Origin of the sequence: Kitasatospora sp. NPDC088779 (genome assembly GCF_040685395.1) — a bacterium.
In the GTDB taxonomy this organism is placed as follows: Bacteria; Actinomycetota; Actinomycetes; order Streptomycetales; family Streptomycetaceae; genus Kitasatospora.
The window spans coordinates 95,584-116,843 of record NZ_JBFBHW010000009.1 but is presented as its reverse complement, the minus strand read 5'-3'; the positions used below and the strand labels follow the sequence as shown (position 1 = coordinate 116,843).

At 72.7% G+C, this 21,260-nt stretch carries 11 protein-coding genes; 7 read left to right on the top strand and 4 right to left on the bottom strand.

The genetic code is table 11. The features are described from left to right. Positions 1-98: 98 nt before the first annotated feature. Positions 99-968 (bottom strand): 3-methyl-2-oxobutanoate hydroxymethyltransferase, encoded by an 870-nt coding sequence (panB, locus tag AB0P03_RS10940; RefSeq protein ID WP_363580868.1) that lies wholly within the window; start codon positions 966-968, stop codon positions 99-101. Positions 969-1,248: 280 nt separating this feature from the next. Here panB and AB0P03_RS10935 point away from each other — a divergent pair, with 280 nt between their 5' ends. From AB0P03_RS10935 to AB0P03_RS10925, 3 genes are all read left to right on the top strand, one after another. Beyond that, the gene (locus tag AB0P03_RS10935) at positions 1,249-2,859 is read left to right on the top strand and encodes an MFS transporter (protein ID WP_363580870.1); all 1,611 of its coding nucleotides are present in this window, start codon (positions 1,249-1,251) and stop codon (positions 2,857-2,859) included. A gap of 164 nt (positions 2,860-3,023) precedes the next feature. After that, on the top strand, positions 3,024-3,674 hold the full coding sequence (locus AB0P03_RS10930) for a TetR/AcrR family transcriptional regulator (RefSeq protein ID WP_363580872.1): 651 nt from the start codon (positions 3,024-3,026) through the stop codon (positions 3,672-3,674). Positions 3,675-4,113: 439 nt separating this feature from the next. Beyond that, entirely contained in the window at positions 4,114-4,983 is an 870-nt protein-coding gene (locus AB0P03_RS10925) for an endonuclease/exonuclease/phosphatase family protein (protein WP_363580978.1), read from the top strand. A 5-nt stretch (positions 4,984-4,988) separates the two neighbouring features. On the opposite strand, the gene AB0P03_RS10920 is transcribed toward AB0P03_RS10925, so the two are convergent. Beyond that, positions 4,989-6,743 carry an NAD+ synthase gene (locus tag AB0P03_RS10920; protein ID WP_363628544.1) on the bottom strand — a complete coding sequence of 585 codons (1,755 nt, stop codon included), beginning with the start codon at positions 6,741-6,743 and terminating at the stop codon, positions 4,989-4,991. A 163-nt stretch (positions 6,744-6,906) separates the two neighbouring features. On the opposite strand from AB0P03_RS10920, the gene glnA reads away from it, so the two are divergent. Both glnA and AB0P03_RS10910 read left to right on the top strand, forming a co-directional pair. After that, complete coding sequence (gene glnA / locus AB0P03_RS10915; RefSeq protein WP_363580876.1) at positions 6,907-8,268, top strand: type I glutamate--ammonia ligase; 1,362 nt, start codon at positions 6,907-6,909, stop codon at positions 8,266-8,268. Between the two features lie 166 nt (positions 8,269-8,434). Further along, positions 8,435-9,652, top strand: coding sequence for a hypothetical protein (locus AB0P03_RS10910; RefSeq protein ID WP_363628543.1), 1,218 nt, complete (start codon positions 8,435-8,437; stop codon positions 9,650-9,652). Here AB0P03_RS10910 and AB0P03_RS10905 read toward each other — a convergent pair. Next, entirely contained in the window at positions 9,619-10,818 is a 1,200-nt protein-coding gene (locus AB0P03_RS10905; RefSeq protein ID WP_363628541.1) for an acyltransferase, read from the bottom strand. The two genes, AB0P03_RS10910 and AB0P03_RS10905, sit on opposite strands and share 34 nt — an antisense overlap. A gap of 179 nt (positions 10,819-10,997) precedes the next feature. Here AB0P03_RS10905 and AB0P03_RS10900 point away from each other — a divergent pair, with 179 nt between their 5' ends. Continuing rightward, the gene (locus AB0P03_RS10900; RefSeq protein ID WP_363628539.1) at positions 10,998-14,030 is read left to right on the top strand and encodes a bifunctional [glutamine synthetase] adenylyltransferase/[glutamine synthetase]-adenylyl-L-tyrosine phosphorylase; all 3,033 of its coding nucleotides are present in this window, start codon (positions 10,998-11,000) and stop codon (positions 14,028-14,030) included. Positions 14,031-14,105: 75 nt separating this feature from the next. On the opposite strand, the gene AB0P03_RS10895 is transcribed toward AB0P03_RS10900, so the two are convergent. Then, entirely contained in the window at positions 14,106-15,071 is a 966-nt protein-coding gene (locus AB0P03_RS10895; RefSeq protein WP_363628537.1) for a phosphatase PAP2 family protein, read from the bottom strand. Positions 15,072-15,387: 316 nt separating this feature from the next. Between AB0P03_RS10895 and pulA the strand changes: the two genes are divergently transcribed. After that, complete coding sequence (gene pulA / locus AB0P03_RS10890) at positions 15,388-20,895, top strand: pullulanase-type alpha-1,6-glucosidase (RefSeq protein WP_363628535.1); 5,508 nt, start codon at positions 15,388-15,390, stop codon at positions 20,893-20,895. Positions 20,896-21,260 lie beyond the last annotated feature (365 nt).

Genomic DNA, 21,260 nt, shown 5'->3' with positions numbered 1-21,260 from the left:
CCGGCGCTGCGCTGTCAGACCGCTGTCACCGGGGGAGCGGGCACACGGCAGCGGCCCCGCTCCCGGGCGGGGGAGCGGGGCCGTCGGCGGTTCACGCCCTAGCGGAAGCTGTGCTCCGCCGCCGGGAAGGCGCCGCCGCGGACATCCTCGGCGAAGGCGCGGGCGGCGTCGCCGAGGACGGTCCGCAGGTCGGCGTACTGCTTGACGAACTTGGGCACCCGGCCCGCCGTCATGCCGGCCATGTCGGTCCAGACCAGGACCTGGGCGTCGGTGTCGGGCCCGCCGCCGATGCCGACGGTCGGGATGGTCAGCTGCTCGGTGACCTGGGCGGCCAGCTCGGCCGGCACCGCCTCCAGTACGACCGCGAAGGCGCCCGACTGCTGGACGGCCTTGGCGTCGCGCAGCAGCTGGTGCGCCGCCTCGTCGCCGCGGCCCTGGACGGGGTAGCCGCCGAAGGCGTGCACGGACTGCGGGGTGAGGCCGATGTGCGCCATCACCGGGACGCCGGCTTCGACCAGCAGCTCGATCGAGCGGGCGCTGCGCTCCCCGCCCTCCAGCTTGACCGCGCCGACCCCGGCCTCCTTCATCAGCCGGGCCGCGTTGCGCATGGCCTGCGCGGGGGACTCCTGGTAGGAGCCGAACGGCAGGTCGGCGACGATCATCGCGCGCTTGGTGCCGCGGACGACGGCGGCGGAGAGCATCACCATCTGATCCATGGTCACCGGCACGGTGGTCTCGTAGCCGAGGTGGCAGTTGCCGGCGGAGTCGCCGACCAGCAGGACGGGGATGCCGGCCTCGTCGAACACCCCGGCGGTGAGGGCGTCGTAGGCGGTGAGCATCGACCACTTCTCGCCGCGCTGCTTGGCGGTGGCGAGGTCGCGGACGGTGATGCGGCGGTTGGTGACCCCGCCGTAGAGGGTGGCGGTCGCCGCCTGGTTCTGGGCAGGCGAAGGCGAAGAAGCGTTCATCGAACGGACTCCTGAAGGGTTGTCGTCTCGTGGCGCCGTGCGGCGTCCCCGGATCACCTCCATGCTTGCACGCCCCGGCGTGCGCGCAAAGGGGCGTGCGGGCGGTCGGGTGCGATCTGCGGCACACCGGCGAGCGCGGGCGGCCCCGGGCTTTGCCGCGTTTTTACGAAACGGAGTCGTCTCGTATCGTAACGGCCGCTACCCTGGTGCCGGGGGGTTACGAGACGACCATGGCTCGGAATTGCCCGCCAGTGCCACACCACCACGGACGGGAAGACCAATGACCACCGCAGCCGCGCCACCCCGCGTGCCGGAAGCCATCCACCGCCGACGCTGGGCGATCCTCTGCACCCTGGTGCTCGCCCTGCTCGTCGTCGTCCTCGACAACTCGATCCTCAACGTCGCGATGAAGACCATCGCGACCCCCGCGCCGGTCGGCCTCGGCGCCAGCCAGAGCGACCTGGAGTGGTCGATCAACTCCTACACCCTGGTGTTCGCCGGGCTGCTCTTCACCTCCGGCCTGCTCGGCGACCGCTTCGGCCGCAAGCGCGCGCTGCTCGGCGGCATGGTGGTCTTCGGCATCGCCTCGCTGCTCTCCGCGCTGGCCGCCTCGCCCGGTGAACTCGTGGGCTACCGCGCCCTGATGGGCGTCGGCGCCGCGCTCGCGATGCCCGCCACGCTGGCCATCATCATGAACGTGTTCGAGCGCTCCGAGCAGCCCAAGGCGATCGGCATCTGGGCCGGCGCGGTCGGCCTGGCCATCGCCATCGGCCCGATCACCGGCGGCCTGCTGATCGAGCACTTCTGGTGGGGCTCGGTCTTCCTGGTCAACGTCCCGATCGTGATCGTCGCGGTGATCGCGATGATTGTCCTGGTGCCCGAGTCCAAGGACCCGAACCCCGGCAAGCTCGACCCGATAGGCGTGCTGCTGTCGATCATCGGCCTGGTCGCGCTGATCTACGGCATCATCAAGGGCGGCGAGCTGGCCGACTTCACCGCCGCCGAGGCCTGGGTGCCGACGCTGGTCGGCGTGCTGGCGCTGGCCGCCTTCGTCTGGTTCGAGGGCCGCACCCGCTTCCCCGCGCTGGACGTCACGTGGTTCCGCAACAAGGTGTTCAGCGCCTCCGTCGTGGTCGTCGGCGTGGTCTTCTTCGCGCTGATGGGCGTCTCCTTCTTCGGCGTCTTCTACATCCAGAGCGTGCGCGGCTACAGCGCGCTCCAGGCCGGCCTGCTGATGCTGCCGCTGGCCGTCGCCCAGCTGCTGTTCGCGCCGCGGGCCCGGCTGGTGGTCGACCGCTTCGGCGTCGCCGCCACCGCCGCCGTCGGCATGCTGCTGATCGCGGTCGGCTTCGTCGGCTACACCCTGCTGGGCGTCGACACGCCGATCTGGGTGCTGATCGTGCTCGGCCTGCTGATGGGCACCGGCATGGCGCACGTCATGCCGCCGGTCACCGTCGCGATCATGGCCTCGCTGCCCCGCGAGAAGGCCGGCGCGGGCTCGGCCGTCAACAACACCTTCCGCCAGGTCGGCGGCTCGCTCGGCGTCGCCGTGCTCGGCGCGGTGCTCTCCACCGTCTACCGCGACGGCATGACCGACACGCTCAACCAGCTGCCCGACGACCTGCGCGGCAAGGCCGGCGAGTCGCTGGAGGCCACCCTGGCCATCGCCGAGCGGATGGGCCCCAAGGGCGCCGCGCTGATCGGCCCGGCCGACGACGCCTTCGTCAGCGCCATGCACGTGGTGGCCTCGCTCTCCGCGGGCATCACGGTGGTCGGCGCGCTGATCGCCTGGTTCCTGCTGCCGCGCCGGTCGGCCGCCCCCGGCGGCCCGGCCGGGAAGGCCGCCGAGCAGCCCGACCAGAGCCGCAAGGCCGTGGCCGCGGACGCCTGACCCTCGACCGCACTGAGCGACAATGGCCCTGTCACCCGGGTGAACCCCCGGGCGGCAGGGCCGAGGTCCAGGACGGCGGCCGCCACCCGGCCCGGTCCACGGACCACCATCGGAAACGGAACGGCGCCCGTGCGCCACGCGGACAGCGAGGGAGTACAGCGGGGATGAAGACGGACACCCCGGCCGCCGGGGCCGGACAGCCCTGCGCCGCCGTACGCCGAGGCCGCCCGCGCAGCGAGGCCGCCGAGCAGGCCATCTTCGCCGCCGTCGAGGACCTGATGGCCGGCGGAACCGCGCTGTCCGAACTCACCATCGAGGGCATCGCCGCCGCGGCCGGCGTCGGCAAGGCCACCATCTACCGGCGCTGGCCCAACAAGGAGGCCCTGCTGGTCGACGTGGTCAGCCGGCTGGAAGTCCCGATGCCCGCGCCGACCGACGGCACCGCCCGGGACCACCTGATCGAGATGATCGACTACATGCGCCGGCGCGGCCTCGCCAAGCGCTCCCGCTGGGTGCTCAAGGCCGCCCTCGGCCAGATGCAGGGCCTGCCCGACCTGTACAGCGCGTACCGCGACCGGGTGATCAAGCCGCGCCGGGAGGCGGGGCTCACCCTGATCCGCCGCGCCATGGACGAGGGCGTGCTGCGGTCCGACCTCGACGTCGAGCTGCTCGGCGACATGCTGATGGGCCCGATCCTGTACCGCAGCATCCTCTGGGACGACTCCGACCTGGAGGACCCGGACCTGGCCCGCCGGATGGTCGACTCGCTGCTCGAAGGCCTGGCGCCGCACGCGGCCTCCGGCTCCCGCGGCTGAACGCGCTCCCGCGCCCCGGCCCCCGCGCCCCGGTCCCGTACCCGCAGCGACCTGCACCGACCTGCACCGACCTGCGTCCGGCGTGGCCTGGCTCACCAAACCGGGCCACGCCGGAACCCGCTCCGACGGCCCCGCGTCTGTCCCGGCATAGGCTGAGCCGGGTATCCGATCAAACCGGCACCAGTCCGGCACCCGCCCGTACCGCACGGGCCGGACACCGGACCGGCGACGGCACGAACAACGGGAGCCACGGATGACGCAGGCGGACAGGACCGACCGGAGCACGGCCGGGCCCTGGGGCGAGGCGGGCGCCCCGGCCCCCGCGGGCCGTCCCGGAGGGTTCCTGGGCCTGCGGCACTGGGGCCGGGACGGCCGCGGCGCCACCACCTGGCGGCGCGGCCTGGCGGTCGCGGTGCTGGCCGTGCTCACCGCCCTGCTGATGGCCCTCCACGCCGACGTCCCCAACAGCGCCGGCAACCTCGGCAGCCTGCTGGAGACCTTCCTGCCCTGGATCGGCCTGGCCGTCCCGGTGCTGCTGGTCCCCGCGCTGCTGCGCCGCTCCGCCACCGCGCTGATCGCGCTGCTGCTGCCCGTCGCGATCTGGCTCAACCTGTTCGGCGGCCTGCTCAGCGACAAGAGCGGCGGCACCGGCGACTGGACGGTGGTCAGCCACAACGTCGCCGCCGCCAACCCCGACGTGCCGGGCACCGTCCGCGGCCTGGTGGCCTCCGGCGCCCAGATCGTCGCCCTCCAGGAACTGGCCGGCAAGCCGCTGCGCGACTACGAGAGCGGGCTCGCCGAGGCGTACCCGTACCACGAGGTGGAGGGGACGGTCGGCCTCTGGTCGAAGTACCCGATCAGCGGAGTCTCGCCGGTGGACCTCAAGATGGGCTGGACCAGGGCGTTCCGGGCCCAGGTCGCCACCCCGCAGGGCCCGGTCGCGGTGTACGTCGCGCACCTGCCGTCGGTGCGGCTGAAGGCCGAGGGCGGCTTCACCGTCGACCAGCGGGACGTCAGCGCGCAGGCGCTCGGCGACGCGATCCAGGCCGAGCCGGTGAAGAAGGTGCTGCTGCTCGGCGACCTCAACGGCACCATGAACGACCGCAGCCTGGCGCCGGTCACCTCGCAGATGCGCTCGGCCCAGGGCGCCGCCGGGGACGGCTTCGGCTTCAGCTGGCCGGCGTCCTTCCCGATGGCCCGGATCGACCAGATCATGAGCAAGGGTGGCCTCGCGCCGGTCGACTCCCGCACCCTGCCCCGGGACGGCAGCGACCACCTCGCGGTGGCCGCCACCTACCGGTTCAACTAGCTAGGTCAGCCCCGCCGCCAGCGGTTGGTGATCGGCAGGCGGCGGTCCCGGCCGAAGTTCTTGACCGAGACCTTGGGGCCCGGCGGGTACTGCCGCCGCTTGTACTCGGCGGTGTCGACCAGCCGGACCACCCGGTCCACCACGGCCGGGTCGAAGCCGGCCGCGACGATCGCGTCCCGCCCCTCGTCGCCCTCGATGTAGCGGGCCAGCACGCTGTCCAGCAGGTCGTAGTCGGGCAGCGAGTCGCTGTCCTTCTGGTCCGGCCGCAGCTCGGCGGACGGCGGCTTGGAGATGGTGTTCTCCGGGATCGGCGGCACCTCGCCGCGCCGCTCGGCCTCCTCGTTGCGCCAGTGGGCCAGCCGGAAGACCAGCGACTTGTAGACGTCCTTGATCGGCCCGAACGCGCCCACCGAGTCGCCGTACAGGGTCGAGTAGCCGACGGCCAGCTCGCTCTTGTTGCCGGGCGCGAGCACGATGTGCCCCTCCTGGTTGGAGATCGCCATCAGCAGGGTGCCGCGCAGCCGGGACTGCAGGTTCTCCTCGGCCAGGCCGGTCAGCTCGGTCGCGCCCAGGTAGGCGTCGAACATCGGGGCGATGGAGACGGTGCGGTAGTGCAGCCCGGTCCGGCGGGCCAGCTCGGCCGCGTCGTCCCGGGAGTGCTGCGAGGAGTAGCGGCTGGGCATCGAGACGCAGTACACGTTCTCGGCGCCGATCGCGTCCACCGCGATGGCGGCCACCAGTGCCGAGTCGATGCCGCCGGAGAGGCCGATCAGCACCGAACGGAAGCCGTTCTTGGTGACGTACGCCCGGGTGCCGGAGACCAGCGCGGCCCAGATCTCCGCCTCGTCGGACAGTCGCGGCGCCACCTCGGGGGTCGGGGTGTCCGCGGGCGCGGCCTGCGGCTCGCCGCCCAGCTCGGTGCGGACGAGGTGCAGGCCGTCGCTCAGCAGCAGGCCGTCGGTGTGGTCGCCGCCGGCGGCCGGCAGGTCGAGGTCCAGCACCAGCAGGTGCTCCTCGAACTGCGGGGAGCGGGCCAGCACCTCGCCGTCCGCGCCGACCACGATCGAGTCGCCGTCGAAGACCAGCTCGTCCTGGCCGCCGACCATGTTGACGTAGGCCAGCGGGCAGCCCGCCTCGGCGGCCCGGCGCCGGACCAGCTCCAGCCGCTGGTCGTCCTTGTTCCGCTCGTACGGCGAGCCGTTGACCACCAGCAGCAGCCCGGCCCCGGCCTCGCGGGCCGCGGTGACCCGGCCGCCGTCCTGCCAGATGTCCTCGCAGATGGCCAGCGCGACGTCCACTCCGTGCAGCCGCAGCACCGGCAGTTGCTCGCCCGGGACGAACCAGCGGTACTCGTCGAACACGCCGTAGTTGGGCAGGTGGTGCTTGGCGAAGCGGGTCACCACCTCGCCCCGGTGCAGCACGGCGGCGCAGTTCTGCGGGGAGCCGGCCGGGCGGCCGAACCTCGGCGAGGCGTGCTCGGAGCGCCCGAGGTAGCCGACCACCACCGGCACCTCGCCCAGCCCGTCGGCGGCCAGCCGCCCGGCCAGCTCGACCAGCGCGCCCCGGGACGCCTCGACGAAGGAGCTGCGCAGGGCGAGGTCCTCGACGGGGTAGCCGGTCAGGGCCATCTCGGGGAAGGCGACCAACTGGGCGCCGGCCTCCACGGCCTGCCTGGTCCAGCGCACCACCTCATCGCTGTTGCGGGCGATGTCACCGACCCAGGGGTCGATCTGGCTCAGGGCGAGACGGAGATTGGGCATGCCTCCGAGTGTAATCGTCGATCTGACGCAATGTGCTGCCCGGGGGGTCGGACCGGGGTCCGGACTGCCGTCCCGCGCGGTGATCGGCCATGATGGGGGCAGTCGCGTCCGGGGGTCTTCCGGGCGTAACACGAGCGTAAAGAGCAGAGGTGAGACTGTCCCCATGGGCAAGCAGCAGCAGTTCGTGCTTCGGACGCTTGAGGAGCGTGACATCCGGTTCGTCCGGCTGTGGTTCACCGACGTGCTCGGGTTCCTGAAGTCGGTCGCGGTGGCTCCGGCCGAACTGGAGCAGGCCTTCGAGGAGGGCATCGGCTTCGACGGCTCGGCGATCGAGGGCTTCGCCCGGGTCTACGAGTCCGACATGATCGCCAAGCCGGACCCGACCACCTTCCAGATCCTGCCGTGGCGCTCGGAGACCCCCGGTACCGCCCGGATGTTCTGCGACATCCTGATGCCCGACGGCTCGCCGTCCTACGCCGACCCCCGGTTCGTGCTCAAGCGCACCCTGGAGAAGGCCTCCGCCCAGGGCTTCACCTTCTACACCCACCCCGAGATCGAGTTCTTCCTGCTGAAGAACCTGCCCGGCGACGGCACCCCGCCGATCCCCGCCGACCAGTCCGGCTACTTCGACCACACCCCGCGCGGGGTCGGCCACGACTTCCGCCGACAGGCCATCACCATGCTGGAGTCGATGGGCATCTCGGTGGAGTTCTCCCACCACGAGGGCGCCCCCGGCCAGCAGGAGATCGACCTGCGCTACGCCGACGCGCTGTCCACCGCCGACAACATCATGACCTTCCGTCTGGTCATGAAGGAGGTCGCGCTGGAGCAGGGCGTGCACGCCAGCTTCATGCCCAAGCCGTTCTCCGACCACCCCGGCTCGGGCATGCACACCCACCTGTCGCTGTTCGAGGGCGACCGCAACGCCTTCCACGAGACCGGCGCCGAGTACCAGCTCTCCAAGGTCGGGCGCTCCTTCATCGCCGGCCTGCTCAAGCACGCCGCCGAGACCGCCGCCGTCACCAACCAGTGGGTGAACTCCTACAAGCGGATCTGGGGCGGCTCCCAGCGCACCGCCGGCGCCGGCGGCGAGGCCCCGTCCTACATCTGCTGGGGCCACAACAACCGCTCGGCGCTGATCCGGGTGCCGATGTACAAGCCCGGCAAGCAGGGCTCCACCCGGATCGAGGTCCGCTCCCTGGACACCGGCTGCAACCCGTACCTCGCCTACGCCGTCACCCTCGCGGCCGGCCTCAAGGGCATCGAGGAGGGCTACGAGCTCCCGCCGGGCGCCGACGACGACGTCTGGGCGCTGTCCGACTCCGAGCGCCGCGCCCTCGGCATCCAGCCGATGCCGCAGAACCTCGGCGAGGCGATCGACCTGATGCAGCGCAGCGAGCTCGTCGCCGAGACCCTCGGCGAGCACGTCTTCGACTTCTTCCTGCGCAACAAGCGCCAGGAGTGGGAGGAGTACCGCTCCGAGGTCACCCCGTTCGAGCTGCGCAAGAACCTCCAGGTGCTCTGAGCGCCTGAGGCTCCCAAACACCTCCGGGCCCGCTGTCGTTCGATCGGATGACAGCGGGCCGTCCGCTGGGGTGGGATCGCTTCCCCAATGGCGGTATGTGAAGATCCTGTGACGGACGGTTGTGATCCGATGGGCGTGCTCGTCCGTTCCGTCCCGAGAGGATCCCATGCCCTCCTCCGCTGTCAGCCGCGCCGCCGCGGCCCGCCTGCTCGCCCGCCGGGCCGTCGTCGCGGGCGCCGCCCTCGCCGCCGTCGCGAGCCAGCTGCTGGCCACCCCGGTCGCCGACGCCCGTGGCTCCGGCTCCGGTTCGTCGAACCCGCGCCCGCGCGCCGAGACCATCTCCGAGAACCCGTTGCCGTTCACCACCCGCTTCCAGGGCGACTTCCACGGCTCCGTCACCAGGATCAGCAACTCGCTGATGACCTGTGACGAGACCAAGCCGCCGGTCGACCCGGCGCAGCCGCCCTGCGAGGACGCCCGCAAGGGCCTCGGCAGCATGCCGATCAACAACAAGTACGAGATGAAGTACATCAACATCGACCCGGGCTCCATCGGCCCGCTCGGTGACCCGATCTACTCCGCCAGCTCCGCCGACCTCGGCCTGATCGACGGTTCCAAGGTCAAGTACGCCCGGCTGTACTGGGGCGGCACCCGCGGCATCGGCGGCACCGTGCTGCCGGAGAACCAGATCGACGAGGTGTACCTCAAGGTCCCGGGCGAGAAGCAGTACCGGGACATCGCCAACGACCAGCCGTCCATCGGCTACATCACCACCGACGTGGAGAGCAGCTACCAGGCCTCCGCCGACATCACCGACCTGGTCAGGAACGCCGGCAACGGCACCTACACCGTCGCCGACATGGACTCGGTGGTGAAGCCGCACAGCTGGGGCGGCTGGACGATCGTCGTCGCGTACGAGAACGACTGCAAGCCGATGCGGCACATCCACCTGTGGGACGGCTTCCAGGTCGAGCTGCCGGACAGCCCGACGCGGCAGATCAAGCTCACGGGGCTGCAGACGCCGCAGAGCGGTCAGCTCCACGGCAAGCTCGGCTGGGTGGTCTACGACGGCGACCTCAAGTGGACCGGTGACACCCTGTCGGTCAAGTCCACCAACGGGCCCGAGGCGCTGTTCTCCGACATCAACCACGCGCCGGACGACGCCTTCAACTCCACCATCGAGGAGCTGACCCCGGAGGACCAGTTCGCCCGCAACCCGTACAACCGCAACAACTTCGGCTACGACTCCAACCGCTGGGACATCTCGCCGTACCTGCGCAACGGGGACACCGACCTCACCACCACCTTCAACACCCAGAAGGACGGCTACGACATCGGCGTCTTCTACGCCTACGTCAACCTGGACGGCTCCACCGACGCCTGACCGGCCGCCGCCCGGCGCCGCTGCCGACCCACCCGCACCGCGCGGGCCGGCAGCGGCGCCGCCGCGTTCCCGCCGGGCCGGCGTGGCGAGCCGCGCAGCAGCCGCTCGCACGGCCGCTCCACCCAGCGGTACAGGCCCGCCGCCACCGCCAGCGACCCCCCGGCCAGCAGCAGCCAGACCCCGAGCGCCGCCGCCCCGGGCGCCGGGCGGCCCAACTCGGCGAGCCAGCAGCGGATGCCGATCTCGTGCACCAGGTACCAGGCGTAGGACCACTCGCCGAGCCGCACCGCTGCCCGCCCGGCCAGACCTCGTCCGGCCGGTCCCCGTTCGTCCGGCGGCCGGGGGGCCGCACCGGCCGCGTCCCGCTGGGCCGCCGCCACCAGCAGCGCCGCGAACAGGGCCGCCGGCACCAGCTGGGAGGCGCTGTACGGGCCCCACCACAGCGCGTCCGGGACGGCCGCGTGCCAGGGCGCCAGCAGCAGGTGCCAGCCCGCCACCGCCGCGGCCGCCACGCCGAGCCGCACCCGGGGGAGCAGCCCGTGCCGCACCGCCAGCCCGACCGCCACCCCGAGCACGAACTGCGGGGTACGGGCCAGCGGCAGGTAGTCCAGCAGCCAGCCGCGCACCGTCGGATCGGCCGGCAGCAGCGGGCCCGCCGCCCACAGCGCCGGGCCGAGCACCGCGCACACCGCCGCCACCGGCAGCCAGGCGCGGCGGCGCGGCGCCAGCAACCGCAGCAGCAGCGGGAACAGCAGGTAGAACCAGGCCTCGGCGCCCAGCGACCAGGACGCCGGATTGCCGCCGTACACCGTCGCCTGCGCCCACGGGTGCACCAGCAGCAGCGACCAGAGCGCGGCCGCCACCGGCAGCGCCGTGCCGATCGCGGCGTCCGCGCCCAGCGACAGCACGGTGCTCAGCACGTGCAACGGCCAGATCCGGGCGAACCGGCGGCGGGCGAACGCCCCGGTGGGGACGGGCGAGCCGCCGTACGTCCAGGCCAGGACGAAACCGGACAGGACGAAGAAGAACGTCACCCCCGAGCGCCCGTACCAGGCGAGCGGATCGAGCACCGGCAGCCCGCCGACCTTGCGGGACAAGTGGTAGAGCACCACCAGCAGGGCCGCCCAGAAGCGCAGCCCGGTGAGCGAGGGCAGGCGGCTGGGCATCGGCGCTCCGGAACGGGGTGGGACGGTCGGCGCCGGGAGAACGAGCGCGGCGGGCCCGAGGTCACGGACGGGCGGCGCGGCGCGCGGCGCCGGGCCGCCCGGCGGTCGTGTCCGGCGGTCGTGTCCGGCGCCGGGCCGTCAGGGCGCGTAACCTGCTGGGGCGGACGGATGGAGGGGCCATGGCGGTGGACGAGCAGCGGGCCGGGAGCCGGGTCAGCCGGCCGGAGATCAGGCTGGTCAGGCGCGGGTTCACCGACCCGGCGCAGGCGGTGCGGCTGCTGGCGGGCCCCGGCCTGGAAGGCCTGGCCGACGACCCCGTGCTGCTGGACGCGCTCGGCGCCACCGCCGACCCCGACCTCGCCCTGCTCGGCCTGGCCCGGCTGCTGGAGGCCGCCGACGAGGCCGAACGGCGCACCCTGCGCGACACCCTCACCACCTCCAAGCCGCTGCGCGACCGGCTGCTCGGCGTGCTCGGCGTCTCCACCGCGCTCGCCGACCACCTGGCCCGGCACCCGCACGACTGGCACATGCTGGTCACCTTCGAGCTGCGCGACATGCACCCCGGCCCGGAGGACTTCCGCCGCGCGCTCGCCGAGGGCGTCCGGCGCGGCCGGGAGGGCGGCCGCAGCCCGGCGGACGCGCTGCGCGTCGCCTACCGCCGCTGCCTGCTCGCCATCGCCGCCCGCGACCTCACCGGCACCACCGACCTCGCGCAGACCGCCGCCGAACTCGCCGACCTGGCCGGCGCCACCCTGCAGACCGCCCTGGACCTCACCGCCGAGCAGGACCAGGACGCCGCCCGGGCCTGCCGGCTCGCCGTGATCGGCATGGGCAAGTGCGGCGGCCGCGAACTCAACTACGTCTCCGACGTGGACGTCATCTTCGTCGCCGAGCCGCGCGAGGGCGTGGACGAGCACGAGGCCGTCAAGGCCGCCACCCGGCTCGCCGCCGCCCTCACCCGGCTCTGCGCGGACACCACCGGCGAGGGCACCATCTGGCCGGTGGACGCCAACCTGCGCCCCGAGGGCCGCAACGGCCCGCTGGTGCGCACCCTGGCCAGCCACCTCGCCTACTACCAGCGCTGGGCCAAGACCTGGGAGTTCCAGGCGCTGCTCAAGGCCCGCCCGGTCGCCGGGGACGCCGAACTCGGCGCCGCCTACCTGGAGGCGCTGGCCCCGATGGTCTGGCAGGCCGCCGCCCGGGACAACTTCGTCACCGACGTGCAGCAGATGCGCCGCCGGGTGATCGACTCGATCCCCGCCACCGAACTGGACCGCCAGCTCAAGCTCGGCCCCGGCGGGCTGCGCGACGTCGAGTTCTCCGTCCAGCTGCTCCAGCTGGTGCACGGCCGCACCGACCCGGCGCTGCGCAGCGGCAACACCCTGGAGGCGCTGGCCGCGCTCTCCCGCGGCGGGTACGTCGGCCGGGCGGACGCCGTCTCGCTGGACACCGCCTACCGCTTCCTGCGCTCCCTGGAGCACCGGATCCAGCTCTACCGGCTGCGCCGCACCCACCTGATGCCCACCGGCGCGGAGGACCTGCGCCGGCTGGCCCGCTCGCTGGCCGCGCTGATCAACGACGACACCCGCTCCGACCCGGTGGCCGCGCTGCAGCGCGAGTGGAAGCGGCACGCGGTCGAGGTCCGGCGGCTGCACGAGAAGCTGTTCTACCGGCCGCTGCTCGACGCCGTCGCCGAACTGCCGCCGGGCGCGGCCGGGTTGACCCCGGACGCGGCCCGGGCCCGGCTGGAGGCGCTGGGCTACGCGGACCCGGCCGCCGCGCTGCGCCACCTCAGCGCGCTCGCCTCCGGGGTGAGCCGCAAGGCCGCGATCCAGCGCACCCTGCTGCCGGTGCTGCTCGGCTGGTTCGCCGACTCGGCCGATCCGGACGCCGGGCTGCTCAACTTCCGCCAGGTCTCCGACGCGCTCGGCCGCACCCCCTGGTACCTGCGGCTGCTGCGCGACGAGAGCGCCGCCGCCGAGCAGTTGGCCCGGGTGCTGTCGGCCGGCCGGCTCGCCCCCGACCTGCTGCTGCGCGCCCCCGAGGCGGTCGCCATGCTGGGCGACCCGCAGGGCCTGGCGCCGCGCGGCCGGGCCGCCCTGGAGCAGGAGATACTGGCCGCCGTCGGCCGGGCCGGATCCACCGCCGCGGCCGTCGCCGCCGCCCGCTCGGTGCGCCGCCGGGAGCTGTTCCGGACCGCCGCCGCGGACGTCCTCGGCCGCCTCGGCGAGGACCCGGCCGAGGCGCTGGACACCGCGGGGGAGGCGCTGACCGCGCTCAACGCCGCCACCCTCCAGGGCGCGCTGCGCGCCTGCACGGCCGGCTGGGAGGCCGAGCACGGCGACCTGCCGACCCGGATCGCGGTGATCGCGATGGGCCGGTTCGGCGGCCACGAGCTGGGCTACGGCTCGGACGCCGACGTGCTCTTCGTCCACGAGCCGCTGCTCGGCTCGCTGGAGCAGGACGCCGCCCGGGCCGCCCAGGCGGTCTGCAACGAGCTGCGGACCCTGCTCGGCGCGCCGTCCACCGAGCCGCCGCTGCTGGTCGACGCCGACCTGCGGCCGGAGGGGCGCAGCGGCCCGCTGGTGCGCACCCTCGCCTCGTACGCGGCGTACTACCGGCGCTGGTCGCACGCCTGGGAGAGCCAGGCGCTGCTGCGCGCCGAGCCGGTGGCCGGGGACGAGGAGCTGGGCGCGCGGTTCCGGCAGCTGATCGACCCGCTGCGCTACCCCGGCGTCGGGGTGCCGGAGCGGGACCTGGTGGAGATCCGCCGGATCAAGGCGCGGATCGAGGCCGAGCGGCTGCCGCGCGGCGCCGACCCGACCACGCACACCAAGATCGGCCGCGGCGGGCTGGCCGACGTGGAGTGGACGGTGCAACTGCTCCAGCTCCAGCACGGGCACGAGCTGCCGGCCCTGCGCACCACCCGGACCAGGGCCGCGCTGGCGGCCGCCGCCGAAGCCGGGCTGGTCGGGCGCTCGGACGCGCAGGTGCTGGACGCGGCCTGGGTACTGGCCTCCCGGGTGCGCTCGGCGGTGATGCTGGTGCGCGGCCGGCCCGGCGACAGCTTCCCCGGGGAGGCCCGGGAGCTGGCCGGGGTGGCCCGCTACCTCGGGTACGGCGCCGGGCACAGCGGCGAGCTGGTGGACGACTACCGGCGGACCACCCGGCGGGCCCGGGCGGTGGTGGAGCGGCTGTTCTACGGGGGCTGAGGCCGGCGGCCGAGGCTCGGGCACGCGAAAGGGGCCCCGGGTGGGGCCCCTTCGGTTCGTCCGGGTCCGGCAGCTCTACCGGCGGGCGCCGGTCGCCGCGGGTTCGCTCCACTGCTCGGGGACGGTGATCGGCTCCTCCGCCGCCTCCCGGGCGGGCACCTGGGGCAGTTTGTAGACCCAGGAGTGGTACAGCCAGCGGGCGGTGAGGAAGCCCACGACCAGGCAGAGCTCGCCGCCGACGGCGTCCATCCAGAAGTGGTTGGCGGTCGAGACGATCACCGCCAGGGTGGCCAGCGGGTAGAGCAGGCCGAGCACCCGGACCCACGTCCGGCGGGCCAGGTAGAAGATGGCCAGCCCGCACCACATCGACCAGCCGATGTGCATCGAGGGCATCGCCGCGTACTGGTTGGACACGTGCGCGGCGGGCCCGGAGGCCATCGAGCCCCAGGTGCCGTGCACCTTCACGGTGTCGATGAAGCCGCCGTCGGTCATCAGCCGGGGCGGTGCGAGCGGGAAGAAGAAGAAGCCGATCAGGGCGATCGCGGTGGTGGCGAACAGCACGGTGCGGGCGGCGACGTAGCGGCCGGGGTGGCGGCGGTAGAGCCAGACCAGCACGCCGATCGTCACGACGAAGTGCAGGGTCGCGTAGTAGTAGTTCATCCCGGTGATGAGCCACCCGACGCTGTTCGCGGCGTGGTTGATCGAACGCTCGACGGCGATGCCCAGCGACTGCTCCAGGTCCCAGATCCAGCGCGCGTGCTTCTGGGCTATCGAGGCCTGTTCCGGGACGGCGTTGCGGATGATCGAGTAGATCCAGTAGCTGATCCCGATCAGGGCCAGTTCGAACCAGATCTTCGGCCGGGCCGGTGAGCGCCGCTGGTCGCGGATGCGGCCGCGCAGTGCGGCGATACGGGACTGAGTGGCGCGGGCGGCTCCGTCGGGCAGGCGTCCCGAGGAGGCCGGCCGTGCTCCGGAACCGTCACCACGCGCCGCTTCGGCGCGCTGTTCGCGGCCGTGCTGGATCTTGGTCGGTTCCCCCATGGACGAGAAGTCTGCCAGACGTCCCGTCGCCGTCCAGTCATCCCCTGGCAGTGGATTCTTCACCGGCTGTCCCCCTTGAGGGCTAGGGGGCGGCTCCCACCGGGGTAGGGGGTGCGGTCGGGTCTGGTGCTTACCGGCGGGACAGGCATACGTCCCATTGTTACGCCGACCGCTCGAAGGGCGTAATCGGGGTGGCGGCAACGGTCCTGGCCTGGAGTTTCCCGGAACGAAACGGTTTCTGCATCTTGCTGAAACATATTGCAGGCCGCTAGCTTCCAGGGAACTCGCTCACCCCTTCCCCTAAGGGAGACCCTCAGTGGCCGATGTCCGGCTCCGCCCCCGGCGGAGCACCCCCCGACGCAGACCCGGCCGCACGGCCGTCCTGCTGGCCGCCGCACTGACCGCCGCCACCCTCGGCAGCGCGCCCGCGGCCCTCGCCGCCGCCCCGCCGGCCCCGCCCTCGGACGCCACCCTGGCGGCCACCGCAGGGCGGCACGACCTCACCCGCGAGCAGTTCTACTTCGTCCTGCCCGACCGCTTCGCCGACGGCGACCCCGCCAACGACACGGGGGGCATCACCGGAGGCCGGCTGGACCACGGCTTCGACCCGGCCGACAAGGGCTTCTACCACGGCGGCGACCTGGCCGGCCTGATCCAGCGGCTCGACTACATCCAGAACCTCGGCACCACCGCGATCTGGATGGCCCCGATCTTCAGGAACAAGCCGGTCCAGGGCAGCGGCGACCAGGCCTCGGCCGGCTACCACGGCTACTGGATCACCGACTTCACCCAGGTCGACCCGCACTTCGGCACCAACGACCAGCTCAAGGACCTGATAGCCAAGGCCCACGCCCGCGGCATCAAGGTCTTCTTCGACGTCATCACCAACCACACCGCCGACGTCATCGACGCCGCCGAACAGCAGCACGGCTACCGCTCCGTCGGCGCCTACCCGACCCTCGACGCCGACGGCAACCCCGTCGACGAGACCGCGATCGCCGACGCGGGCGCGGGCGCGTCCTGGCCGCGGCTCACCAAGGACTCCTTCCCCTACACCCCGGTCTTCCGCAAGCCCGCCGACGCCACGGCCAAGACCCCGTCCTGGCTCAACGACCCCGCGCTCTACCACAACCGCGGTGACTCGACCTTCGTCGGCGAGTCCGCCACCGAGGGCGACTTCAGTGGCCTGGACGACCTCGACACCCAGAACCCCCGGGTGGTGAAGGGCTTCGAGAAGGTCTACCAGCAGTGGGTCAAGGACGCCGGCGTGGACGGCTTCCGGATCGACACCGTCAAGCACGTCAACATGGCGTTCTGGCAGCAGTGGGCGCCCGCGCTCAAGGACTTCGCCGCCAAGCAGGGCAACAAGAAGTTCTTCATGTTCGGCGAGGTCTACTCCGGCGACCCGGCGATCACCTCGCCGTACGTCACCAAGGGCAAGCTCCAGGCCACCCTGGACTTCCCGTTCCAGGGCGCCGCCCGCAGCTACGTCTCCCAGGGCGGCTCGGCGAAGAACCTCGCCGACGTCTACGGCCAGGACTACCGCTACACCACCGCCGACACCGACGCGTACGAGCTGCCGACCTTCCTCGGCAACCACGACATGGGCCGGTTCGGCTCCTTCCTGCTCGCCGACAACCCGGGCGCCGACGAGGCCACCCTGCTGAAGAAGGACCGGCTCGGCAACGAGCTCCAGTTCCTCACCCGCGGCCAGCCCGTCGTCTACTACGGCGACGAGCAGGGCTTCACCGGTGCGGGCGGCGACCAGGACGCCCGGCAGGACATGTTCGCCTCGAAGACGCCCTCCTACAACGGCGACCGGGTGCTCGGCGGCCCCTCCGGCCCGGCCGACCGGTACGGGCAGGGCGGCGCGCTCTACCAGGACGTCGCCGCGCTGGCCAAGCTGCGCCGCGACAACCCGGCGCTCGCCGACGGCGCCCAGATCGAGCGCTACGCCGCCGACGGCGCGGGCGTGTACGCCTTCTCCCGGATCGACGCCGGGCAGCGGACCGAGTACCTGGTGGCGGTCAACAACGCCGCCGAGGCGAAGACCGTCACCCTCGACACCTTCTCCGCCGGGATGGGCTTCGACCGGATCTACCCGGCACCGGGCGGGAAAGCGACCTCCGGCGCCGACCGCAAGGTCACCGTGACGGTGCCGGCGCTCTCCTCGGTGGTGTTCAAGGCGGGCGCCGGGCTCGCACCCACCGCGGCGGCGCCGCAGCTCTCCGTGCAGCCCCCGGCCGACGGTTCGAGCGGCACCGTCACCGTCGGCGCCACGACCGGCGGCGGCTTCAACCGCGTCACCTTCGCCGCCCAGATCGGCACCGGGCCCTGGCAGACCCTGGGCACCGCCGACACCGGGCGGAACCTGGTCACCCAGGACCTGAGTGCCACCGCCCCCGGCACGGTCGTCCGCTACAAGGCCGTCGTCCAGGACTCCAACGGCCGGCTGCGCTCCGCCACCGCGAGCTTCACCACCGGCGCCCCCGCGCCCAAGCCGGTGCCCACCGCCGGCGCCCGCCCGTACGCCGTCGTGCACTACAACCGTCCGGACGGCGACTACGACGGCTGGAACCTCTACGCCTGGGGCGACCTCGCCGACGGCGAGGCCACCCCGTGGCCCGCCGGGCACGCCTTCACCGGCCGGGACGCGTACGGCGCCTTCGCCTACGTGAAGCTCAAGCCCGGCGCCTCGGACGTCGGGTTCGTCGTCGAGAAGAACGGCGTCAAGGACGTCGACGCCGACCGCCACGTCGACGTCGGCGCCACCGGCGAGGTCTGGCTCCGGCAGGGCGACCCGGCCGTGCGCACCGCCGACCCGGGCCCGGTGAACACTCCGCCCGCCAACACCGCCGTCCTCCACTACAACCGGGCCGACGGCGACTACGACGGCTGGGGCCTGCACGACTGGACCGGCGCCGCCACCCCCACCGACTGGGGCAAGCCGCTGATGCCGGTGCGCCGCGACGCCTTCGGCGCCGTCTTCGAGGTGCCGCTGGCCCCCGGCGCGACCAGCCTCAGCTACATCCTGCACAAGGGCAACGACAAGGACCTGCCCACCGACCAGTCCCTGGACCTCGCCGTCGACGGCCGCGAGGTGTGGCTGCTCGGTGGCCGCGAGGGCCACCTGCTGCCGCAGAACGCCGCCGCCTCCGCGCAGGTGGACCTCGGCACCGCCAAGGCCCAGTGGATCGACGCCAGGACCGTCGTCGTCCCGGCGGCCTACGGCGCGGGCGACGCGGCCCTGGCCGGCGGCACCAGCGCCCAGCTGGTGTACGACACGGAGGGCGGCATCCGCGCCGACAAGGGCGTGCTGACCAAGCCCGGCCGTTGGATCCGGCTCAACGCCGCCCAGGGCGGCCTGACCGCCGCGCAGAAGGCCGCGTTCCCGCACCTGGCGGGCTACCGGGCCTTCACCGTGGACGCCCGGGACACCGCGCGCGTCCCGGCCGCGCTGCGCAGCCAGCTGCTGTTCACCGAACACCTGCCCAGCGGCGCCGTGCTGGCCGCCACCGGCGTGCAGACCCCCGGCGTGCTGGACGACCTCTACGCGCGCCGCACCGGCCGGGTGGACTTCGGCCCGGCCTACTACAACGGCAAGGTGGCGCTGTCGGTGTGGGCGCCGACCGCGCAGGAGGTGTCCGTCCAGGTCTTCGACGGCGCGACCGGCGGCACCCCGAAGACGCTGCCGCTGAAGCTGGACGACGAGACCGGCGTCTGGGAAGTCGTCCGCGACAAGGGCGAGTTGGACGGCAAGTACTACCTGTACCAGGTGAAGGTCTGGGCGCCCTCCGTCCAGCAGGTGGTGGTCAACACCGTCACCGACCCGTACTCGGTCGCGCTGTCCACCGACTCCAGGCGCAGCCTGGTCGCCGACCTCGCCGCCAAGGAGCTCAAGCCCGCGGGCTGGGAGGAGCAGAACGTCCCCGAGGCCGTCCCGCCGGCGCGGCAGCAGATCCAGGAACTGCACGTCCGGGACTTCTCGGTGGAGGACACCACCGTCCCGGCCGCCGAGCGCGGCACCTACCTGGCGTTCACCGAGTCGCAGTCGGCCGGCATGCGGCACCTGCGGGAGCTCGCCCAGGCCGGGGTGACCACCGTCCACCTGCTGCCGACCTTCGACATCGCCACCATCCGGGAGAACCGGGCCGACCAGAAGCTGCCGGCCTGCGACCTCAAGTCCCTGCCCCCGGACGGCCCGAAGCAGCAGGAATGCGTGGCGGCCGTCGCCGCCGACGACGCGTACAACTGGGGCTACGACCCGTTGCACTACACCGTGCCGGAGGGGTCGTACGCCACTGAGCCGACCGGGGTGGCGCGCACCGTCGAATTCCGGCGGATGGTGCAGGCGATGCACGAGGCCGGGCTGCGGGTGGTGCTGGACGTGGTCTACAACCACACCGCCGCCAGCGGCCAGGCCGAGCACTCGGTACTGGACAAGGTCGTCCCCGGCTACTACCAGCGGCTGGACGACAACGGCAAGGTCACCGCGGACAGCTGCTGCGCCGACACCGCGCCCGAGCACGCCATGATGAACCGGCTCGTGGTCGACTCGGTGACCACCTGGGCCCGCGAGTACAAGGTCGACGGCTTCCGCTTCGACCTGATGGGCCTGGACCCGAAGTCCACCATGCTGGACGTGCAGGCCGCGCTGCGGAAGATGACGCCCGCCTCGGACGGCGTCGACGGGAAGAACGTCTTCCTCTACGGCGAGGGCTGGAACTTCGGCGTCGTCGCGAACAACGCCCGGTTCGAGCAGGCCACCCAGCTCAACCTGGCCGGCACCGGCATCGCCACCTTCGACGACCGGCTCCGCGACGCCGCCCGCGGCGGCAACTTCATGCTGAACTCCGCCCCGCAGCAGGGCTTCGCCTCGGGCCTGTACACCGACCCCAACGGCTCGCCCGCCAACGGCACCCCGCAGGAGCAGAAGGACCGGCTGCTGCACCAGATGGACCAGCTGAAGGTCGGACTGGCCGGCAACCTGGCCGGCTACTCCTTCACCGACAGCTCGGGCCGGGCCGTCACCGGCGCGCAGGTCGACTACAACGGAGCCCCGACCGGGTACGCGGCCAAGCCGGGCGAGGCGGTGGAGTACGTGGACGCCCACGACAACACCGACCTGTTCGACGCGCTCGCGTACAAGCTGCCGACCGGCACCACGCCCGCCGACCGGGCCCGGATGCAGGCGCTCGGGCTCTCGCTCACCGCGCTCACCCAGGGCGCGGGCTTCGCCCAGGCCGGCAGCGACCTGCTGCGCTCCAAGTCGCTGGACGCCAACTCCTACGACTCGGGCGACTGGTTCAACGCCATCCACTGGGACCCGTCGCAGGGCAACGGCTGGGGCCGCGGCCTGCCGCCGGCGGCCGACAACAAGGAGATGTGGCCGACCGCGCAGTCCCTGCTGGCGAACCCGCGGCTGACCGTGGGGGCGGCCGAGATCCGCGCGACCTCCGCGCAGTACCAGGAGTTCCTGCGGATCAAGCGGTCCTCGCCGCTGTTCTCGCTGCCCACCCTGGCCGCCGTCCAGCAGCGGCTGTCCTACCCGCTCTCCGGCACGCCCGGTGAGACGCCCGGGGTGATCACCCTGCACCTGGACGGCACCGGGCTGAAGGGCGCCGAGAAGGGCGTCACCGTGGTGTTCAACGCCACGCCCACCGCGCAGGCGCAGACCGTGGCGGCCCTGAAGGGGACGGGCCAGGCCCTGCACCCGGTCCAGGCGGGCGGCGCGGACGCGGTGGTGAAGCAGTCCGGCTTCGACGCCGTGACCGGCACCTTCACCGTGCCGGGCCGTACCGTGGCGGTGTTCGTCCAGGGCTGATCGACGAACGCCGGAACCCCCGGGTCCCGCACCGCCGTTGTGGCGGTGCGGGACCCGTTTCGTTTTGGCCGCCCGGTGGCCGGAAAGCACCGATGGCACGGCCGGAAGCGTGATGTGCCGCGCCCGCCCGGCGCCGTCGGCCACCGGGTGGTGCGGGCGGGGGCCCTGAGTGCTGGTCAGTGACTTCCGGAAGTGATCGAACATTCCCCGGATCATGAAAACCGTGTTCATGAGTTCTCAAAGGGGTAACACAACTGATGAACAGTCATGCATACGGTTTCGGTAATGAATCGGCCATTCCGTGGCATGCATCTGTCATTAACGACTCGTTTGCTGCCACGATTCCTGCGGCTGCAGACGAGGGG